The organism is Candidatus Mycolicibacterium alkanivorans (genome assembly GCF_022760805.1).
GTDB classification, from domain to species: Bacteria; Actinomycetota; Actinomycetes; order Mycobacteriales; family Mycobacteriaceae; genus Mycobacterium; species Mycobacterium alkanivorans.
The window spans coordinates 2,389,602-2,408,911 of record NZ_JAIVFL010000001.1 but is presented as its reverse complement, the minus strand read 5'-3'; the positions used below and the strand labels follow the sequence as shown (position 1 = coordinate 2,408,911).

Sequence of the window (19,310 nt, the reverse complement as noted above, 5' to 3'; positions counted from 1 at the left end):
TCATATCGTGTCACAGGAGTAACACGATTTAGGTCGCGGCTCTGTCGTCCTGCGCGGCCGCCAACAGCTCGCGGGCATGCGCGCGTCCGGTGTCGGATTCCCCCAGCCCGGCCAGCATCCGAGCCAGTTCGGCCACCCGTTGGTCGGTGTCCAGCCGGCGCACGTCGCTGGCCCCGTTGCGGCCCGACTCCACGACCAGATGGATGTCGGCGTAGGCGGCCACCTGCGGCAGGTGCGTGACCACGATGACCTGATGGGTGCGGGCCAGGCGCGCCAGCCGTCGGCCGATCTGCACCGCGGCGCGACCGCCCACCCCGGCGTCCACCTCGTCGAAGACCATGGTGGTTCCCTCGGCCGAGGCGGCCAGCACGACCTCCAGCGCCAGCATCAGCCGGGACAGCTCACCGCCGGAGGCGCTCTTGTTCAGCGGCAGCACGTCGGTGCCGCGGTGCGCAGTGAACCCGAACTCGACCAGGTCGATGCCCTCGCTGCCAGCATGAACTGCCTGACCCGCCGGCAGCCGCAGCGGCGCACTGTCATCCTCACGAGCACCCATGAGCGAGACCCCGACAGTGAAGTCGGCATCGGCCATCGCCAGCCCGGCCAGCTCGGCGGTCACCGCCTTCGCCAGGCCCTTGGCTGATTTGGTGCGGGCCTTGGACAGCTCGAGCCCGGCAGCGGCGACCTGCTGCCCCAGCGCGTCGACCCGCCGCGCCAGCCCGGACAACGCCTCCTCGGAGACATCGAGCTGAGCCAACCGCTCCCGCGACTGTGCCGCCCAGCGGAGCACACCGTCGACGTCAGCGGCGTACTTACGGGTCAGGCTGCGCAGCTCGGCTTGGCGCGCCAGCTTGGTCTCCAGCGAGCTGGCGTCACCGGGCAGCTCGCCCAGGAAATCGCCGAGCTCGCGGGCGGCGTCCCCGACGACGGTCGACACCTCGCTCAGCTGGCGGGCGAGCGCGATCAGCGCCGCGTCGTCGGTGGACTCCAGCAGCGCGATGGCCCGGCCGATGGTGTCGGTGGCGGCGTGCGGTTGGCCGTCGCAGACCTCGTCCACCGACGCCGAGAGGGCAGCCCGCGCACCGGCGGCGGCCTCGCGCAGCGCGTCGAGTTCGCAGAGCCGCCGGATGTCGGCCACCAGCGTCTCGTCCTCGCCGGGAGCCGGGTCGACGCCGTCGATCTCGGCGAGCGCGAACTTCAACCGGTCGGCCTCCTGCGCCAGTTCCCGGGCGCGGTTGGTTCGATCGACCAGATCGCGCCGCGCCACCAGCCACTCGTCGTGCACCTTCGTGTAGCGCTCTAGTTCGGCTTCCACACCGGCGAAGCGGTCGAGCGCGGCGCGCTGCTCGTCGGGGCGCATCAGCCGCAGCTGGTCGTTCTGGCCGTGCAGGGTCAGCAGTCCGGTGGTGAAGGTGGTCAGCGATCTGGCCGGCACACTGCGGCCGCCGAGGTAGGCCCGTGACGGCCCGTCGCGGCTCACCGACCGCAGCGCGATGATGGTGCCGTCGTCGTCGCGCTCGGCGCCCGAGGAGTCCAGGATCTCGTCGATCTGCGCGGTGGTCGCCGGGTCGAGTTCTTCGGTGGTGAACCGGCCTTCGACGACCGCGCGCCCGGCGCCCGACCGAACCCGGGTGGCGTCGGCGCGCGCACCGCCGAGCAGATGCAGCCCGGTCACCACCATGGTCTTGCCGGTGCCGGTCTCACCGGTCAGCACGGTCAGTCCCTTGTCGAACTCCGCCGTCGCGGCGCTGATCGCGCCCAGTGACTCGATTCGGATCTCAGCCAGCATCACCGGCTCACTGACCGCGCCAGCCGGTGACCGGCAGGCGGAACTTGCGCACCAGGCGATCGGTGAACGGCGCACTGTCCAGGCGCACCCACTTCAGCGGCGTGCTGCACTTGGTCACCTCCAGCCGGCCACCGGCAGGCACCCGCATCTCGCGACGGCCGTCGCACAGCACCAGCGCGTCGTGACTATCGGCGTCGATCTCGATGGCGATGGTGGCGTGCGGGCTGGTGACCATCGGACGGGCGAACAGCGCGTGAGCGTTGTTGGGCACCACCAGGATTGCCTCGAGATCGGGCCAGACCACCGGCCCGCCCGCCGAGAACGCGTACGCGGTGGAGCCGGTCGGGCTCGACACCAGCACACCGTCGCAGCCGAACGCCGAGACCGGTCGTCCGTCGATTTCGAGGACCACGCCGATCACACCCAGCCGCGCGCCCTTCTCCAGGCTGGCCTCGTTGAGCGCCCACCCGCGTGAGAGCTCGTGTCCGCCCACCCTCACCGCGATGTCCAGCGTCATGCGCTCTTCGACCCGGTAGGTGCGGGCGACGACGTGGTCGAGCACCGCGTCGATGGCTTCGGCCTCGGCCTCGGCCAAAAAACCAATGCGCCCGAGGTTGACGCCCAGCACCGGGATCTCGGCGTTGCGGGCCAGTTCGGCGGCCCGCAGAAACGTTCCGTCGCCGCCGAGTACCAGCACCAGTTCACAGCCCACGGCCGCGTCGTCGTCGGCGTCGACCACCTCGATGTCGGCGCCCAACGCCTTCATGTCGGCGGGATCGAGGTGCACAGAACCGCGGTCAACGGCCTCGGCCGACAACACCCGCAGTCCGATCCCGTTGTCGCTCAACACTTTCTCGACTCGCCGGGCGGTGTCGGTGGCCTTGTCGCGGCCGGTGTGGACGACGAGCAGGATCACCCGCTCAGAGTTCATTGCGGTCCTTCCGCGACGGCGCGGCGCACCGCGGCGTCCAGTTCGTCTCCGTGCAGCGCACGGTCGGTGGTGGCGCGCAGCCATAGGAAGTATTCGACATTGCCCGACGGACCTGGCAGCGGGCTGGCGGTGACGTCGACGGTCTGCCAGCCCAAGGTCTCGGCGCGCGCGGCGACGGCCAGTACCGCGGTGGCCCGCAACTGCGGGTCGGACACCACCCCGCCGGATCCGACCTGGTCGCGGCCGACCTCGAATTGCGGCTTCACCATGGGAACGATATTGGCGCCGGGACTCGCGCACGCAGTCAGCGCGGGAAGCACGGTGGCCAAGGAGATGAACGACAGGTCGGCCACCACCAGGTCGACCCGACCACCGATGGCTTCCGCGGTCAGATCGCGCACGTTGGTCCGTTCGATGACCCGCACCCGGGGATCCGAGCGCAGCGACCAGGCGAGCTGCCCGTAGCCGACGTCGACGGCGACCACCTCGGCAGCGCCGCGGTCCAGTAGCACCTCGGTGAATCCGCCGGTGGATGCACCGGCGTCCAGGCAGCGACGATCGCCCACCTCGATGCCGAAGACATCGAGCGCGCCGATGAGCTTGTGGGCTCCGCGCGACACCCAGGTCTTCTCGCCGGTGCCCTCGACCTTCAGATTCGCCGTGATGGCCACCGCGGTGGCCGGCTTCACCGCCCGCATACCGTCGATGCTGACCCGCCCGGCACCGATCAGCTCCGCGGCCTGCTGGCGGGAGCGGGCCAGGCCGCGACGGACCAGCTCCGCGTCAACCCGGGCACGCCGCGTCACGCTGACCTCAGCCCTTCTCCACCGATTCCAGCGCGGAGACCAGGATCTGGTGCGCTTCCTCGAGCCGGCGTCCAACCGCGTCGATGTCGACACCGGCGACGTCGGGATGGTCCGGATCAACGCTCGGCAACTCGGCCAGCACGGCGTCGATCTCGGCGCGGATCTGTTGGGGGTCGGTGTTCATCTCACCGTTCACGCTAGCCGATCCGGGTCCGTCAGCAGCGACCAGCGCTCCAGCGCGGCGCGCGCGGAGTCGTCACCGGCGCGGACCGCGATCGCGCGTCCGTCGGTCGATGTGTCCCACACGGCGCGGGCGGTCGCGCGCACCACCGACAGCCCGTCGTCACCCGGGTCATCTCCCGTGGCGAACACGGTGACGACGTGGTCGTGAACCTCGACCCGCCACGCCGGGTGCGCAACTACCTTCAGGGCCTCGGCGTCGGTGTGCAGGTCACGCAGATCCGCCCCGATGAGGATGGGCCGCTGCGCGGGGCAGGCATGGACCGCGTCGGCGGCGTTGTTGACCCCGGTGAGCACCATCAGGCTGGGCAGCTCCGCGGCGTTGGCGCCCTCGATGTCGGTGTCCAGCCGGTCGCCGACGACCAGCGGCGCGTGGAAGGTGCCGCGCGCCAACGCGTCTCGCATCAACGCGGGTGCCGGCTTGCCGGCGACCTGAGGCTCGGCGTCGGTGGCCGCCTTGAGCGCGGCGACCATGGCGCCGTTTCCGGGCAGCAGACCCCGCTCGGTCGGCAGGGTGCGGTCGACGTTGGCGGCCACCCACAGGGCGCCCGCCCGGATGGCCAATGCCGCCTCGGCGAGGATGGGCCATCCGGTGGTCGTCGAATGGCCCTGCACCACCGCGACCGGCTCGTCGGAGAACAGCCGCACCGGCTGCAACCCGACGCCGGCCACCTCATCGGCGAGTGCGTCGGTTCCCACCACGAGGACCTTCGCCCCGGCGGGCAGTTGCTGTGCCAGCAGACCGGCGGCGCTCTGGGCGCTGGTCACCACATCGGCGGGCGTGGCGGTGAAACCGAGCCCGCGCAGGTGCTCGGCTACCTCGTCGGCAGCACGGGAGGCGTTGTTGGTGACGAACAGCTTGCGGGTGTCGGCGCGGTCCAGCGAGACGATGGCGCCCTCGGTCGGCTGGTGGCCGCGAAAGACCGTACCGTCGAGATCGAGCAGCAGGCAATCATGTTGCTGTGCAAGGGTTGTCACGTCAGGCCAGCTCGCTGACCCGATCTTCGGCGTCGGTGACACCGTCGATGTCGGCGGCAGCGGCATGGATGAACCACTGCAGTGCGTCGTCGTCGCGGCCGAGCGCCAGCAGGGTCTCGGCGTAGGCGTAGAACAGTCGCGCCGAGGTGGTCCCGGTACGCGACGGGTCGGGCTGCGGGCTGGACAGCAGCGCGAGCGCCTGATCGAGCTGGCCGAGATCGGCCCGGGCGCCGGCGGCCACGATGCGCATCTCGTCGGCGTCGTCACCAGTGAGTTCGGCGGCCTCGGGGCTGCGGGCCAGTTCGACGGCCCGCTCCGGCCGGCCGACCCCGCGCTCACAGTCGGCGATCAACGGCAGCAGTTGGGACTTGCTTCCCATGCGGCGTGCGGCCCGGAACTCCGAGAGTGCCTGCGCCCAGTCGCCGCACTGGTAGGCGGCGATGCCGACGGCCTCACGCACCGCGGCGATGCGGCCGGAACGGGCTCGAGCCGCCTGGGCGTGCGCCAGCGCGGTCTCCGGATCCTCCTCGAGCAACTCGCCGGCGGCGACGAGGTGCCGAGCGACCGTGTCGGCGGTGGCACGGTCCAAAGTCGATAGCTCCCCACGGATTTCGGGAGCGAGCTGCTTGGCTTCGATCTCCGCGGGGATCGGCGGACCGCTGGGGCGCTTGGCATCGTCGGCTTCGGAGGCGTGCTGTGGCTGAGCCTGACGGGCGCGTCCGGGACCCGATCGATACGGCGGCTTCGGCCCGCGACGGTCACGACCGGAGGAGCCGGCTCCCGCCGGACGGCGCGAAGGGCGCCCATCGGAATTGCCTTGCCTGTCGTCGACCACCCGTAAAGGATACGGGCCGCGCCGATAACGCGACAATTCGGCCTGAGCGCAATTACTGGAATGGATTTTGGAATAAAAATGCCTGGGCCCCCCAAATTGAATTGGGGGGCCCAGGACTCAAATTGTGTTCGGCGGTGTCCTACTTTTCCACCCGGGTTGGGTAGTATCATCGGCGCTGGCAGGCTTAGCTTCCGGGTTCGGGATGGGTCCGGGCGTTTCCCTGCCGCTGTGGCCGCCGTAACTTTATTCACTCGTTTTTGAGTGTGAGCGTGGTGTTTTGGTGGTGGGGTGTGGTTGTGGGGTTGTGTGGTTGCGAGGTTACAACAGTTCCGGGTTTTGTTGGTTGTTGTAAGTTTTCGGCCGGTTAGTGCCAGTTCCCTGACGTATTGCTACGTGTGCAGGTCTGGTCTATCGATCCCGTGGTCTGCGGGGGGCCTTATCCCACTTGGATGGGTGAGAAGCCTGGTCTTGGAGAAGGTTTCCCGCTTAGATGCTTTCAGCGGTTATCCTGTCCGAACGTGGCTATCCAGCGGTGCCCCTGGTGGGACAACTGGTGGACCAGAGGTTCGTCCGTCCCGGTCCTCTCGTACTAGGGACAGGTTTCCTCAAGCTTCTGACGCGCGCGGCGGATAGAGACCGAACTGTCTCACGACGTTCTAAACCCAGCTCGCGTGCCGCTTTAATGGGCGAACAGCCCAACCCTTGGGACCTGCTCCAGCCCCAGGATGCGACGAGCCGACATCGAGGTGCCAAACCATCCCGTCGATATGGACTCTTGGGGAAGATCAGCCTGTTATCCCCGGGGTACCTTTTATCCGTTGAGCGACACCCCTTCCACTCGGGGGTGCCGGATCACTAGTCCCGACTTTCGTCCCTGCTTGACATGTTCGTCTCGCAGTCAAGCTCCCTTGTGCACTTGCACTCAACACCTGATTGCCGTCCAGGTTGAGGGAACCTTTGGGCGCCTCCGTTACATTTTGGGAGGCAACCGCCCCAGTTAAACTACCCACCAGGCACTGTCCCTGGACCGGATATACGGTCCGAAGTTAGAAGTCCAATACGATCAGAGTGGTATTTCAACAACGACTCCACCCACACTGGCGTGTGAGTTTCACAGTCTCCCACCTATCCTACACAAACCGTATCGAACGCCAATACCAAGCTATAGTGAAGGTCCCGGGGTCTTTTCGTCCTGCCGCGCGTAACGAGCATCTTTACTCGTAGTGCAATTTCGCCGAGTCTATGGTTGAGACAGTTGAGAAGTCGTTACGCCATTCGTGCAGGTCGGAACTTACCCGACAAGGAATTTCGCTACCTTAGGATGGTTATAGTTACCACCGCCGTTTACTGGGGCTTAAATTCTCCGCTTCACCCCGAAGGGTTGACGGGTCCTCTTAACCTTCCAGCACCGGGCAGGCGTCAGTCCGTATACCTCGTCTTGCGACTTCGCACGGACCTGTGTTTTTAGTAAACAGTCGCTTCTCACTGGTTTGTGCCACCCCCCACCGCTGCCGGCAGCTAATGCCATGACAGTAGGGGGTCCCCCTTCTCCCGAAGTTACGGGGGTATTTTGCCGAGTTCCTTAACCATAGTTCACTCGTACGCCTCGGTATTCTCTACCTGACCACCTGTGTCGGTTTGGGGTACGGGCCGTGTGTGTGCTCGCTAGAGGCTTTTCTCGGCAGCTGAGGATCACCGAATTCGCCTCACTCGGCTATGCATCACCTCTCACGCACATGACATCCGGATTTACCTCGATGTCGCGCTACCGGCTTGCCCCAGTATTACCACTGACTGGTACGGCTACCTTCCTGCGTCACCCCATCGCTTGACTACTACCCACCCGGGTCCCACGCAGCCAGCAACTGTCTTTCCCCGAAGGGATCGATCAGCCACCTTTTGGGTGGTTAGCAGAATGGATTCGTCAGGGGCGCCCACACACGGGTACGGGAATATCAACCCGTTGTCCATCGACTACGCCTGTCGGCCTCGCCTTAGGTCCCGACTCACCCTGGGCGGACTGGCCTGCCCCAGGAACCCTTGGTCTTTCGGCGGGCAAGGTTCTCACTTGCCTTATCGCTACTCATGCCTGCATTCTCACTCCCACACCCTCCACAGCTGAATCACTTCGCTGCTTCACCGGATGCAGGACGCTCCCCTACCCAGCCAACACGTTGGCTGCCGCGGCTTCGGCGGTGTGCTTGAGCCCCGCTACATTATCGGCGCACAATCACTTGACCAGTGAGCTATTACGCACTCTTTCAAGGGTGGCTGCTTCTAAGCCAACCTCCTGGTTGTCTATGCGACTGCACATCCTTTTCCACTTAGCACACGCTTAGGGGCCTTAGCCGGCGATCTGGGCTGTTTCCCTCTCGACGCACGGAGCTTATCCCCCGCCGTCTCACTGCTGCGCTCTTAGACTCACCGGCATTCGGAGTTTGGCTGACGTCAGTAACCCTGTGGGGCCCATCGGCCATCCAGTAGCTCTACCTCCGGCGAGAAACACGCAACGCTGCACCTAAATGCATTTCGGGGAGAACCAGCTATCACGGAGTTTGATTGGCCTTTCACCCCTACCCACAGCTCATCCCCTCAGTCTTCAACCTAAGTGGGTTCGGGCCTCCACGCGGTCTTACCCGCGCTTCACCCTGGCCATGGGTAGATCACTCCGCTTCGGGTCCAGAACACACCACTACACCACACACAGTTGTGTGGATACGCCCTATTCAGACTCGCTTTCGCTACGGCTACCCCACCCGGGTTAACCTCGCGACATGTCCCTGACTCGCAGGCTCATTCTTCAAAAGGCACGCCATCACCCCACCACAAACGTGGAAGGCTCTGACGGATTGTAGGCACACGGTTTCAGGTACTCTTTCACTCCCCTCCCGGGGTACTTTTCACCATTCCCTCACGGTACTAATCCGCTATCGGTCACTGGGAAGTATTCAGGCTTACCGGGTGGTCCCGGCAGATTCACAGCAGATTTCACGGGCCCGCTGCTACTCGGGAACCCATCACAGCAGAGAACATGTTTTCACCTACGGGGCTCTCACCCACTACGGCAGACCATCCCAGGCCACTTCGGTTAACACATTCTTTTCTCACTGCTGCCCAGACCGGCAGATCTGGGAATGACAGACCCCACAACACCGCACACACAACCCCTGCCGGGTATCACCATGTACACGGTTTAGCCATCCTCCGCTTTCGCTCGCCACTACTCACGGAATCACTTTTGTTTTCTCTTCCTACGGGTACTGAGATGTTTCACTTCCCCGCGTTCCCCCCCGCACCCTATACATTCAGATGCGGGTGACACGACATCACTCGTGCCGGGTTTCCCCATTCGGACATCCTCGGATCAACGCTCGGTTGACAGCTCCCCGAGGCTTATCGCAGCCTCCTACGTCCTTCATCGGCTCCCAGTGCCAAGGCATCCACCATGCGCCCTTAAACACTTACAACACAAAACACCAAAAATGAGATTAGGAAAAATTGCACATCAACACACACCAACCACCACCCACAGCCACACCAACTCCGAAAAGCCGGCACCACCATGCGCGTCTACGTTCGTGCGTGCTCGATGCTCGCAACCACTATCCACAAATCAAACACCACACCCCACCACCAAAAGCGGGGCAACAACAATCCTCTCCACCCGCAGGCGAAGAACAACGGGCTTGTTGTCTCAAAGCCCAATAGTGTGCCCGGCGGCCGGCCCCGAAAGACCACACGTTTGTTGTCGCACCAGAACCTGAAACCCACTACAGGCCAGGCCCATCCAACGAATCGCTCAGCTCACCGAACCCCCACACGATGTGGGCGGGGCATAAGTCTCGTGGTGCTCCTTAGAAAGGAGGTGATCCAGCCGCACCTTCCGGTACGGCTACCTTGTTACGACTTCGTCCCAATCGCCGATCCCACCTTCGACGGCTCCCTCCCTGACGGGTTAGGCCACCGGCTTCGGGTGTTACCGACTTTCATGACGTGACGGGCGGTGTGTACAAGGCCCGGGAACGTATTCACCGCAGCGTTGCTGATCTGCGATTACTAGCGACTCCGACTTCACGGGGTCGAGTTGCAGACCCCGATCCGAACTGAGACCGGCTTTAAAAGGATTCGCTCCACCTCACGGCATCGCAGCCCTTTGTACCGGCCATTGTAGCATGTGTGAAGCCCTGGACATAAGGGGCATGATGACTTGACGTCATCCCCACCTTCCTCCGAGTTGACCCCGGCAGTCTCTCACGAGTCCCCACCATGACGTGCTGGCAACATGAGACAAGGGTTGCGCTCGTTGCGGGACTTAACCCAACATCTCACGACACGAGCTGACGACAGCCATGCACCACCTGCACACAGGCCACAAGGGAACCGACATCTCTGCCGGCGTCCTGTGCATGTCAAACCCAGGTAAGGTTCTTCGCGTTGCATCGAATTAATCCACATGCTCCGCCGCTTGTGCGGGCCCCCGTCAATTTCTTTGAGTTTTAGCCTTGCGGCCGTACTCCCCAGGCGGGGTACTTAATGCGTTAGCTACGGCACGGATCCCAAGGAAGGAAACCCACACCTAGTACCCACCGTTTACGGCGTGGACTACCAGGGTATCTAATCCTGTTCGCTCCCCACGCTTTCGCTCCTCAGCGTCAGTTACTGCCCAGAGACCCGCCTTCGCCACCGGTGTTCCTCCTGATATCTGCGCATTCCACCGCTACACCAGGAATTCCAGTCTCCCCTGCAGTACTCAAGTCTGCCCGTATCGCCCGCACGCCCACAGTTAAGCTGTGAGTTTTCACGAACAACGCGACAAACCACCTACGAGCTCTTTACGCCCAGTAATTCCGGACAACGCTCGCACCCTACGTATTACCGCGGCTGCTGGCACGTAGTTGGCCGGTGCTTCTTCTATAGGTACCGTCAGTCACCCTTCGTCCCTATTGAAAGAGGTTTACAACCCGAAGGCCGTCATCCCTCACGCGGCGTCGCTGCATCAGGCTTGCGCCCATTGTGCAATATTCCCCACTGCTGCCTCCCGTAGGAGTCTGGGCCGTATCTCAGTCCCAGTGTGGCCGGACACCCTCTCAGGCCGGCTACCCGTCGTCGCCTTGGTAGGCCATCACCCCACCAACAAGCTGATAGGCCGCGGGCCCATCCCACACCGCAAAAGCTTTCCCCCACCAGGCCATGCGACCAGCAAGGAATATTCGGTATTAGACCCAGTTTCCCAGGCTTATCCCAAAGTGCAGGGCAGATCACCCACGTGTTACTCACCCGTTCGCCACTCGTGTACCCCGAAGGGCCTTACCGTTCGACTTGCATGTGTTAAGCACGCCGCCAGCGTTCGTCCTGAGCCAGAATCAAACTCTCCAAACAAAAACCCCGGGACACACCCGGCAGAATTCGAATCAGAAAAATCTGACCTAACAAAACGACACCAAAACTGGCATCAAAAAACCACACCCCACAACAGGAAGACGGGAAATCCCCCCAGAGGCATGACAAAAAAACAACAAACAAAAACCACCAAACACACTATTGAGTTCTCAAACAACAACACCCGGCAACCTCGCCGACCGCGCAACCCACCCCGCGACTTTCGCCGCGAGCCGGTAGAGCAGACAGTGGAACATCCCGGAGCCCGGGAGTATTCCTCGAAGATGCCGTCGCGCTCGGCGGCGGGACCGCGTCGCAACGACGTGTATTAAGTTACGTGAGTGCTAACGGGGAGTCAAATCGCCTGCTAGAAGCAGGTTCTCAACTCGTCCGCCATCGCCCAACGCGTCGCACACCAGCAATATTCCGCTTCCCGCGCCGCAGCACCAGCCAGCTGCCGTGCAGGAACTGAGACGGATGTGCCACCCAGTCCTCGCTGTCGACCTTGACGTTGTTGACCGACACCCCGCCCTCGGCGATGGTCCGCTTGGCTTCCTTCTTGCTGGCCGACAACCCGGTCGCCACCAGCAGGTCGACGATGCCGTCCGGGCCGCCCGGCTCGAGTTGGGCCACCGAGGTCTCCTGCAACGCCGCGGCCAGGGTGGACTCGTCGAGGCGCGAGAGTTCGCCGCGGCCGAACAAGGCCTGCGAGGCGTGCTCCACCGCCTCGGTCGCGGCCTGTCCGTGCACCAGGGTGGTGAGCTCGCGGGCCAGCCGGCGCTGTGCCGCCCGCTCATGCGGGCGTTCGGCGGTGGCGGCCTCGAGTTCGGCGAGTTCGTCGGCCGACAGGAAGGTGAACCAGCGCAGATACCGGATCACGTCGGCGTCGGCGGTGTTCACGAAGTACTGATACCAGGCGTAGGGGCTGGTCATATCGGGGTCCAGCCAGAGGCTTCCACCCCCGGTGGACTTGCCGAACTTCGTGCCGTCGGCAGATGTGACCAACGGCACGGTCAACGCATGCACGCCGGCTCCGAGCCTCTGCCGGACCAGGCGCACACCGGCGATGATGTTGCCCCACTGATCCGAACCGCCGATCTGCAACGAGCATCCATACCGCTGATGCAGTTCCACATAGTCGTTGGCCTGCAACAGCATGTAGCTGAACTCGGTGTAGGAGATGCCCTCGCCGTCCAGGCGCCGCCGGATGGTGTCGCGGTCGAGCATGACGTTGACCGAGAAGTGCTTGCCCACGTCGCGCAGGAACTCGATGGCGCCCAGTTGTGAGGTCCAACTCAGGTTGTTCTCGACGACCGCACCGGTCGGTGAGTCGTCGAAGTCGACGAAACGCTCCAGCTGGCCGCGAATCCGCTCCGACCACTGGGCCACGGTGTCGGCGGTGTTCAACGTCCGTTCGCCGGCATCACGGGGATCGCCGATCAACCCGGTCGCCCCACCGGCCAGCACGATGGGTCGATGACCGGCGCGCTGGAACCGCTGCAATGTGAGCAACGGCACCAGATTGCCCGCGTGCAGGCTCGGCGCGGTGGGGTCGAATCCCGCGTAGACCGTCATCGGTGGCTGCGCTGCCGCGGCAGCGAGCGCGTCGATGTCGGTGGATTGCGCGATCAGTCCGCGCCAGTCCAACTCGTCGAGGATCGTCGTGCTCATGGGTTGATCTTCCCGTATCGGATTCGCTCAGTCGCTTGCGCCCGGCCTTGGCGCGCGCGGACTGCGCCGGTAGGCCGAGACTTCGCGGCGGCCGGTGAGCCAGAACCGCCAGGGCCGGTCGGCCGCCTGGCTCACCCCGACCCGTGGCCCGCAGCTGTCCGGGCCACCCGCGCCGAGCAGAACGGTGACCGGCGACGCGACGTCGAACATGTCCACCCCGTTGTCGGCCAGCTCGATGGCCAACGCCGAACACAAGTTCCCCGGACCGCGGGCCAGGGCCATCGGCCGGACCGCCGGGCCGCGACGGTGTCGGGCGACGTCGACACCGGACTCGATGGCCGCCGCCCGCAGGAGTACCGCCGCGGCGGTGCCCTCAGGTCCGCACGAGACGTTGGCGCACACGTGGATGCCGTGGCTGCGATAGGTATAGAGTCGACCCGGCGGGCCGAACATCACCGCGTTGCGGGCACTACGCCCCCGATAGGAGTGGGCCGCGGCGTCGGGCCACGGCCCATCCGGCGGGCCGCCGTAGGCCTCGACCTCGATGATCAGCGCACTGACCCCCCGGCAGGAGATCACCCCGCCGAGCAGCAGCCGGGCTGCCGACACGGGGTCGGTGTCGAGCTGCGCGGCGGTCATGTGAGGCGATTCTGCCCGCAGACATTGACATGCCGGCCACAGGCGCGCAGTGTTCATCATGTGATGAGTTCATCGGGCGATTAATTGCAGACCGACTTCGACGGGGCGGTTCACGCCCGCCATCTGCGCGTCGTGCGCGGCAAACGGATCGCTCTGCGCGACGTCTCGGTGAACATCGCCCGAGGTACGGTGACCGGGCTGCTCGGACCGTCGGGCTGTGGCAAGACCACTCTGATGCGCTGCGTCGTGGGCACCCAGATCGTGGCGTCCGGGACGGTGACGGTTCTGGGTCATCCGGCCGGCTCCCCCCAGCTGCGCCGCCGCGTCGGTTACGTCACTCAGGACCCGACCATCTACAACGACCTGCGCGTCATCGACAACGTGCGTTACTTCGCCGCCCTTTACGGCGCACCCGCCACCGCCGCCGACGAGGCCGTCGACTCAGTCGGGCTGCGCGACCATGCCGGAGCCTTCTGCGGCAACCTCTCGGGCGGCCAGCGGGCCCGGGTGTCGCTGGCGTGTGCCCTGGTCTGCCAACCGGACCTGCTGGTGCTCGACGAACCGACCGTCGGCCTCGACCCCGTCCTGCGCGCCGATCTGTGGGCCCAGTTCCGCGCCCTGTCCCGCCGCGGCACAACGCTGTTGGTGTCCAGCCACGTGATGGACGAAGCCGACCATTGCGGCGACCTGCTGCTGATGCGGGAGGGCCGCCTGCTGGCCCACACCACTCCCAACCGTCTACGCGAGGAGACCGGATGCACGTCGCTGGAGGAAGCGTTCCTGTCCGTCATCCGGCACACCACCGCAGTGTCAGCAGGCTGAGCCCACGCGCCTACCTGGCCACAACGACGCGCATCCTGCGCCAGCTGCGAGCCGATCACCGCAGTGTCGCAATGATTCTCGTGGTCCCCAGCGCGGTGATCACGCTGATGTACTTCATGTTCTCCGACATACCCACCCGCCCAGGCACGGCCTCGCCGTTCCACACCGCATGCCTGATCCTGCTCGGACTGTTCCCGTTGTTCGTGATGTTCCTCATCACCTCGATCACCATGCAGCGTGAGCGGGCATCCGGAACGCTGGAGCGAATCCTGACCACCCCTCTTCGCCGCCTCGATCTACTGGCCGCCTACGGCACCGCGTTCTCCATAGCCGCTGCCGCACAAGCGATCCTGGCGTGTGTGGTGGCATTCTGGTTGCTGGGCTTCGACACCGAGGGCAGCCCGGTCTGGGTGTTCGTGATCGCGGTGATCAACGCCGTCCTCGGCGTAGGTCTCGGGCTGCTGGCAAGCGCGTTCGCCCGCACCGAGTTCCAGGCAGTGCAGTTCATGCCCGTCGTGATCGTCCCGCAGCTCCTGCTGGCAGGCATCATCGTCCCGCGCGCCCTGATGCCGACCTGGCTGGAATGGATCAGCAATGCGATGCCGGCCAGCTACGCCTTGGAGGCGCTGCAGCAGGTGAGCTCCCACGCCGAGTTGACCGACGTCGCCGTCCGCGACATGTTCGTGGTCCTCGCCTTCGCGGTCGTGGCGCTGGCGTTGGCAGCCGCCACCCTGCGGCGGCGCACTCCGTGAGGCGTCCCGGCCGCCCGCCCGGCACCTCCGACACCCGGGACCGGATTCTCAAAGCTGCCCGAGAGTTGTTCGCCGCCAATGGGATTGACAGAACATCCGTTCGCGCTGTCGCGGCCGCAGCCGGGGTGGACTCGGCGTTGGTGCACCACTACTTCGGCACCAAACAGCAGTTGTTCGCCGCGGCCATCGACCTACCCCTTGACCCGATGACCTTGCTCGGGCCCGTCCGCGAGACACCGGTGGACGAGCTCGGGCTGGCGTTGCCGTCGTTGCTGTTGCCGCTGTGGGACTCGGAGATGGGCGCCGCACTGGTGGCCACGCTGCGCTCGATGCTGGCCGGCTCCGACATCAGCCTGTTCCGCTCGTTCGTGCAGGAGGTCATCAGCGCCGAGGTCGGCCCGCGAGTCGACAATCCGCCGGGCAGCGGCCGCGTCCGCGTGCAGTTCGTCGCCTCCCAGCTCGTCGGCGTGGTGATGGCCCGCTACATCATCAAGCTGGAGCCGTTCGCCTCCCTGCCGGCCCAGCAGATCGCTGAAACCATCGCACCGAACCTGCAGCACTACCTGACCGGGGACCTGCCGTGAGGTTCAGCCGACGCTACCCCAATTCAGCTGTCCCAGAAGGACAATCGCCGGTTAACTGCCAGCGCTGGCCATCAGTCGCTCGTGCTCCTCGGGGCCGACGTCGACCGCCTCGTCGACCAGCAGCACCGGGATCCCGTCCTCGATGCGGTAGGCCTTGTGCAGGCGCGGGTTGTAGAGCACGCCGTCGGCGAGCAGCAGCGGACCCCGGTCGGCGGGGCAGACCAGGATGCTCAGGAGCTTCTCGTCGAGCACGGCCGCGACTACGGGGTGATCGGCGCGGCGGGCGGGGCCGACTGCTGGCCGCCACCGAAGCCGGGGTTGCTGTCGCCGGGCATCTGGCCGGCGCCCATCACGGCGCTGTTGTTGTTCTGGGCGGCCCGGGCCTGCTGCAGCAGATCCGACTGCGCCTTGATCTTCTGCTGGTAGGCCAGCGTGTCCGACAGCGCGTCGATCAACGGCTTCTGGTTGGGCCGGTAGTTCAGCGCCTGGATGATCGCGGCGACGTTGGCCTTGGACGGCTTGAAGCCCGCGGCGCGCAGCTTCATCACCGACTTGATCAGGTTGGACAACTGACCACCGCCGGCGCCCATGTCGTATTCCTGGTCGATGTACGCCAGCAACTCGTCGGCGCTCTTGAACTGCGGCATGCCCGAATCCGAGGCGGCGGCTGCGGTGGGGGTGGCCGGCGATGTCGTGCCCGGGTCGGCCAGCGCGACCTGCGAGCCGAACCCGGCGACCAGACCTGCAGTCACCGCACTGATCATCGTGCCTCTGACGCTGCGACGCCAGCGACTCCGTGTCTGCGTTGTCATGCAATCCTCCGACGCGTGGGGTCCCCGACCTACCGGCGAGCCTAACAGCGCGGCCCGACCTGGGCAGAAGCTCAGCTCTGGGACCCCACCAGCGCAGCTCGTGCCGCGGCCGTCAACCGCGTGTACTTTCCCGTATCGGCGTCGAAATACCAGCTGTTACGCGACGGCTTGGGCACACCGGCGGCCCGCAATGCGGAGACCGTCGGGCGGTAGGTGGCGCTGAGCGGCAGCGAGGGCACCACGTGGATGACGTCCGGGCCGAGCCCGAACGGCATCGCGGCCACCGCCTCACTGAGGTCGGCGACGGTCACACTCAGCCCCGGTCGCAGCGTGATGGCGGTGACGGCCACCGTGCCACCCGGGCCCTCGACGCCGTACGTCGCGGCCAGGTCCACCGCAGCGATGCGGCCCATCGCCTCGGTGATGGGCTCGGGAAACACCACCCCGCGCGGGGCGCGGATCAGCGTGTTGCGGTTGCCGAGCAACCAGAAGTCACCGTCGGCGTCGCGCCGGAACACGTACTCGGTGGAGATCCACGTGTCGCCGGGGGCGAACACCCCGCGCTTGACCGACGCCGTCGGGTCGATCGGTCCCCGCGGCCGGGCCAGCAGCAGACCCGCCTGGTTGGCTTGCGCGACCTGGACGAAGCCGCGGTCGTCCTCCAGGATCAGGTCGTCATCGGGGTCGTAGGCGGCCAGTTCCACCTCACCGCCACCCGGCAGCGGACGGCCCTTGCTGCCGACCTTGGCGCCGGCCACATTCGCCAGCACCGTCTGCCCGTCCGTCGTGGCGAAGAACTCCACGATGTTGGCCGGAGTGAAGGCATCGACGACCCGCTGCCACAGACCGGTGGGCATACCGGAGCCGATGAACAGCCGGACCGGGTGGTTGCGGTGCGGCGTGAAGGCCGGATCTTCGATGAGTTCGCGCAGCATCGCCCACGTGTAGGACACGACGGTGACACCGTACCGGCGGATCTCGGCGGCGAACCGGTCCGGCTGCAGCCCGCGCGACAGGGCGATGCGGGCGCCGCCGACGACGGCCCCGCCCAGGCTCACCAACAGCCCGGACTGGTGGTGCAGCGGGGTCAGGCAGTAGACCGTGTCGCTGCGGCCCAGCGCCGCGGCCGAGGCCGTCCCGAACGCCGACAACGCCCAGCGGTAGTTGGTGATCTGTTTGGGGACCAGTTCCCCGCCGATCGTGCTGAATGCGACGAACGCGAGGTCCCGCGCCAGGCCGGGGTTGGGCCGGTACCACCCGGGCAGCGCCACGGTGTCCGGATCGATCTTCTCCATGTCGATGACGCCGCTGTCGGCGGGCAGGTTGAGGTCGCGGCTCTCGCCGCCGCCGAGGACCAGGATCTGGACGGGCAACTTGCGGGCGGCCTCGAGATTGCCCGGGTCGGTGATCACCTCGGTCACCCCACCGAGCCGGACGGCCTCGTCGAGGTCGGCGTCCGGGGGCATCAGCACCGCAACCGCGCCGAGCCGGGACAGGGCGGCGATCGCCACCAGCGCCGAGGGTCGGGTGTCCATCAGCACGCCCACGCGCACACCCTGGCGCACACCCACCCGGATCAGGCCCCGCACCACGTTGTTGATGCGGCAGTTGACCCCCTCGTAGGTGTGCACCCGGCCGTCGAAGATCAGGAACTCGCCGTTGGGGGCACCATCGGCCTGCTCATCGATGATGCGCGCCAACGAGATTCGGGTGTGGTCGTTGATCTGGCCCAGGCGAACCAGGCGCGGCAGGGTGCGCGCGGTCTCGATGGCCAGCAACCGCATCGACTTGTTCGCGTTGACGACCGCGTCGGCCGCGCCGCGCACCAGCGACACGGCCAGACCCGAGGCCTCCGCCACGCCGTGAATGATGCGCGAACTGAGCGCGACCCCGGAGTCCTCCGGTTCGGCGGCGCTGTCCTCCATCGGTGAGATGTTGGCCGGGCGCGGGTCCTGGCCGGACAGCCACAGCACCCAGTCGGCCACCGTCGGCCAGGTCGTGGTGGCGGCCTTGGAACCGACGACGAGACCGAAGTGCCCGGCGCGGATCGTCACCTCGTAGACGTCGGCGCTGGGCGCGGCCCGTTTGATGCCACGCACCGACGCCGGCTGACCGATGTCGTCGACCTCGCCGACGAACGCCAGCACGGGGCAGGTGATGTCGGACAGCGTGACGAGCTGACCGTTGATGGCGAAACCGCCCGTCATCATCCGGTTGTGGGCGATGAACTGCTTGAGCAGTTCGGAGACGGCCGGGCCCGACCATGCGATCCAGCCCTCGCTGTCCAGGAAGCGGCGCTGCTGTTCGCGCGGCAGCAGGGCATCCCGGTCGTGGAGCTGGCGCATGAAGTCGACGCGGGCTTTGGCGGTCTTGAGCGGATCGAGCATCTGGAAGCCGGTGCGGGCCATCCATCCGGTGATGTCGACCCGGTTGAAGACGTGGTCGGCCATGAAATCGGCGGCCACCGCCACGAAATTGGCCGGGATGCCCATCGGAAGCGCGGCCAGGGTGTCCACCGGCGCCCCGAACGCCACGATGCTGGCGATGTCCTTGCTGCGCCGGTAGGCGGCGGTCTGGTAGCAGAACATGCCGCCCTGCGAATAGCCCGCCAGGTGCACGTCGTGGCCGGTGGTCTCCTTGATGGTGTCGATGGCCTCGTCGAGGGCGACGATGTGATCGGTGAGGGTGCGTTCCATCCCGCCCTCGACCTCGTCGGGCGAGCCGAAGTCGATCACCCACGGGTCGATCCCGGCCGCATGCAGGATGCCGACCGCGCCGTCCTCCTGGGTGACGTCCCACATGTTCGCCGACATCATCATCGGATGCACCATCAGGACCGGTGGCCCCGCGGGCGGCTGGCCGGGCCGATTGTCCGGCGGGAAATAGCGCCGGAGCTTGTACATCGGCTTGCTCTCGACGATCTGGAACGGTGAGGGCACCACACCGGTCTCCAGACCGCCCCAGCGCAGCACCTCGAAGCCGTTCTGGGCAGTCGCCATCAGACGCTCGACCGGCCTGGTGACCGCCGACAAGTTCAAGTCCACAACCACTCCCCTGTCCGCCGTCGCTGCT

At 65.9% G+C, this 19,310-nt stretch carries 14 protein-coding genes and 3 rRNA genes; 3 read left to right on the top strand and 14 right to left on the bottom strand.

Going from position 1 to position 19,310, the window contains the following annotated elements:
• Window positions 1–28: 28 nt before the first annotated feature.
• The 11 genes from recN to K9U37_RS11955 form a co-directional block, all read right to left on the bottom strand.
• Window positions 29–1,789: a DNA repair protein RecN gene (recN, locus tag K9U37_RS12005; RefSeq protein ID WP_243071879.1), complete on the bottom strand. Its 1,761-nt coding sequence runs from the start codon at window positions 1,787–1,789 to the stop codon at window positions 29–31.
• A gap of 7 nt (window positions 1,790–1,796) precedes the next feature.
• The gene (locus K9U37_RS12000; RefSeq protein ID WP_243071878.1) at window positions 1,797–2,720 is read right to left on the bottom strand and encodes an NAD kinase; all 924 of its coding nucleotides are present in this window, start codon (window positions 2,718–2,720) and stop codon (window positions 1,797–1,799) included.
• Entirely contained in the window at window positions 2,717–3,526 is an 810-nt protein-coding gene (locus tag K9U37_RS11995) for a TlyA family RNA methyltransferase (RefSeq protein WP_243071877.1), read from the bottom strand. The genes K9U37_RS12000 and K9U37_RS11995 overlap by 4 nt, the downstream gene beginning before the upstream one ends.
• Before the next feature lie 7 nt (window positions 3,527–3,533).
• The gene (locus K9U37_RS11990) at window positions 3,534–3,710 is read right to left on the bottom strand and encodes a hypothetical protein (RefSeq protein WP_243071876.1); all 177 of its coding nucleotides are present in this window, start codon (window positions 3,708–3,710) and stop codon (window positions 3,534–3,536) included.
• An 8-nt stretch (window positions 3,711–3,718) separates the two neighbouring features.
• Window positions 3,719–4,744, bottom strand: coding sequence for an HAD-IIA family hydrolase (locus K9U37_RS11985; RefSeq protein ID WP_243071875.1), 1,026 nt, complete (start codon window positions 4,742–4,744; stop codon window positions 3,719–3,721).
• 1 nt (window position 4,745) lies between these two features.
• A complete protein-coding gene (locus K9U37_RS11980) occupies window positions 4,746–5,579 on the bottom strand; it encodes a tetratricopeptide repeat protein (protein WP_243071874.1) in 834 nt (277 codons plus the stop codon).
• Window positions 5,580–5,705: 126 nt separating this feature from the next.
• A 5S ribosomal RNA gene (rrf, locus tag K9U37_RS11975) occupies window positions 5,706–5,819 on the bottom strand.
• Between the two features lie 104 nt (window positions 5,820–5,923).
• Window positions 5,924–9,046: ribosomal RNA gene (locus tag K9U37_RS11970) — 23S ribosomal RNA — on the bottom strand.
• A gap of 391 nt (window positions 9,047–9,437) precedes the next feature.
• Window positions 9,438–10,958, bottom strand: a 16S ribosomal RNA gene (locus K9U37_RS11965).
• Together the 16S, 23S and 5S rRNA genes form the textbook arrangement of a ribosomal RNA operon.
• Before the next feature lie 381 nt (window positions 10,959–11,339).
• On the bottom strand, window positions 11,340–12,629 hold the full coding sequence (tyrS, locus tag K9U37_RS11960; protein WP_243071873.1) for a tyrosine--tRNA ligase: 1,290 nt from the start codon (window positions 12,627–12,629) through the stop codon (window positions 11,340–11,342).
• 27 nt (window positions 12,630–12,656) lie between these two features.
• Entirely contained in the window at window positions 12,657–13,268 is a 612-nt protein-coding gene (locus K9U37_RS11955) for a DNA-3-methyladenine glycosylase (protein ID WP_243071872.1), read from the bottom strand.
• Between the two features lie 84 nt (window positions 13,269–13,352).
• On the opposite strand from K9U37_RS11955, the gene K9U37_RS11950 reads away from it, so the two are divergent.
• The 3 genes from K9U37_RS11950 to K9U37_RS11940 are packed head-to-tail and all read left to right on the top strand — an operon-like array spanning window position 13,353 to window position 15,426.
• Window positions 13,353–14,090, top strand: a complete 738-nt coding sequence (locus tag K9U37_RS11950) for an ABC transporter ATP-binding protein (protein WP_243071871.1) — start codon at window positions 13,353–13,355, stop codon at window positions 14,088–14,090.
• Window positions 14,024–14,842, top strand: coding sequence for an ABC transporter permease (locus tag K9U37_RS11945; RefSeq protein ID WP_243071870.1), 819 nt, complete (start codon window positions 14,024–14,026; stop codon window positions 14,840–14,842). The genes K9U37_RS11950 and K9U37_RS11945 overlap by 67 nt, the downstream gene beginning before the upstream one ends.
• Window positions 14,839–15,426 (top strand): TetR/AcrR family transcriptional regulator, encoded by a 588-nt coding sequence (locus tag K9U37_RS11940; protein WP_243071869.1) that lies wholly within the window; start codon window positions 14,839–14,841, stop codon window positions 15,424–15,426. The genes K9U37_RS11945 and K9U37_RS11940 overlap by 4 nt, the downstream gene beginning before the upstream one ends.
• Before the next feature lie 51 nt (window positions 15,427–15,477).
• Here K9U37_RS11940 and K9U37_RS11935 read toward each other — a convergent pair whose 3' ends face one another.
• From K9U37_RS11935 to K9U37_RS11925, 3 genes are all read right to left on the bottom strand, one after another.
• Entirely contained in the window at window positions 15,478–15,678 is a 201-nt protein-coding gene (locus tag K9U37_RS11935) for a Trm112 family protein (RefSeq protein ID WP_243071868.1), read from the bottom strand.
• Between the two features lie 8 nt (window positions 15,679–15,686).
• On the bottom strand, window positions 15,687–16,178 hold the full coding sequence (locus K9U37_RS11930) for a hypothetical protein (protein WP_243071867.1): 492 nt from the start codon (window positions 16,176–16,178) through the stop codon (window positions 15,687–15,689).
• Window positions 16,179–16,309: 131 nt separating this feature from the next.
• Window positions 16,310–19,288, bottom strand: coding sequence for an acyl-CoA synthetase (locus K9U37_RS11925; RefSeq protein WP_372489505.1), 2,979 nt, complete (start codon window positions 19,286–19,288; stop codon window positions 16,310–16,312).
• Between the last annotated feature and the right edge of the window lie 22 nt (window positions 19,289–19,310).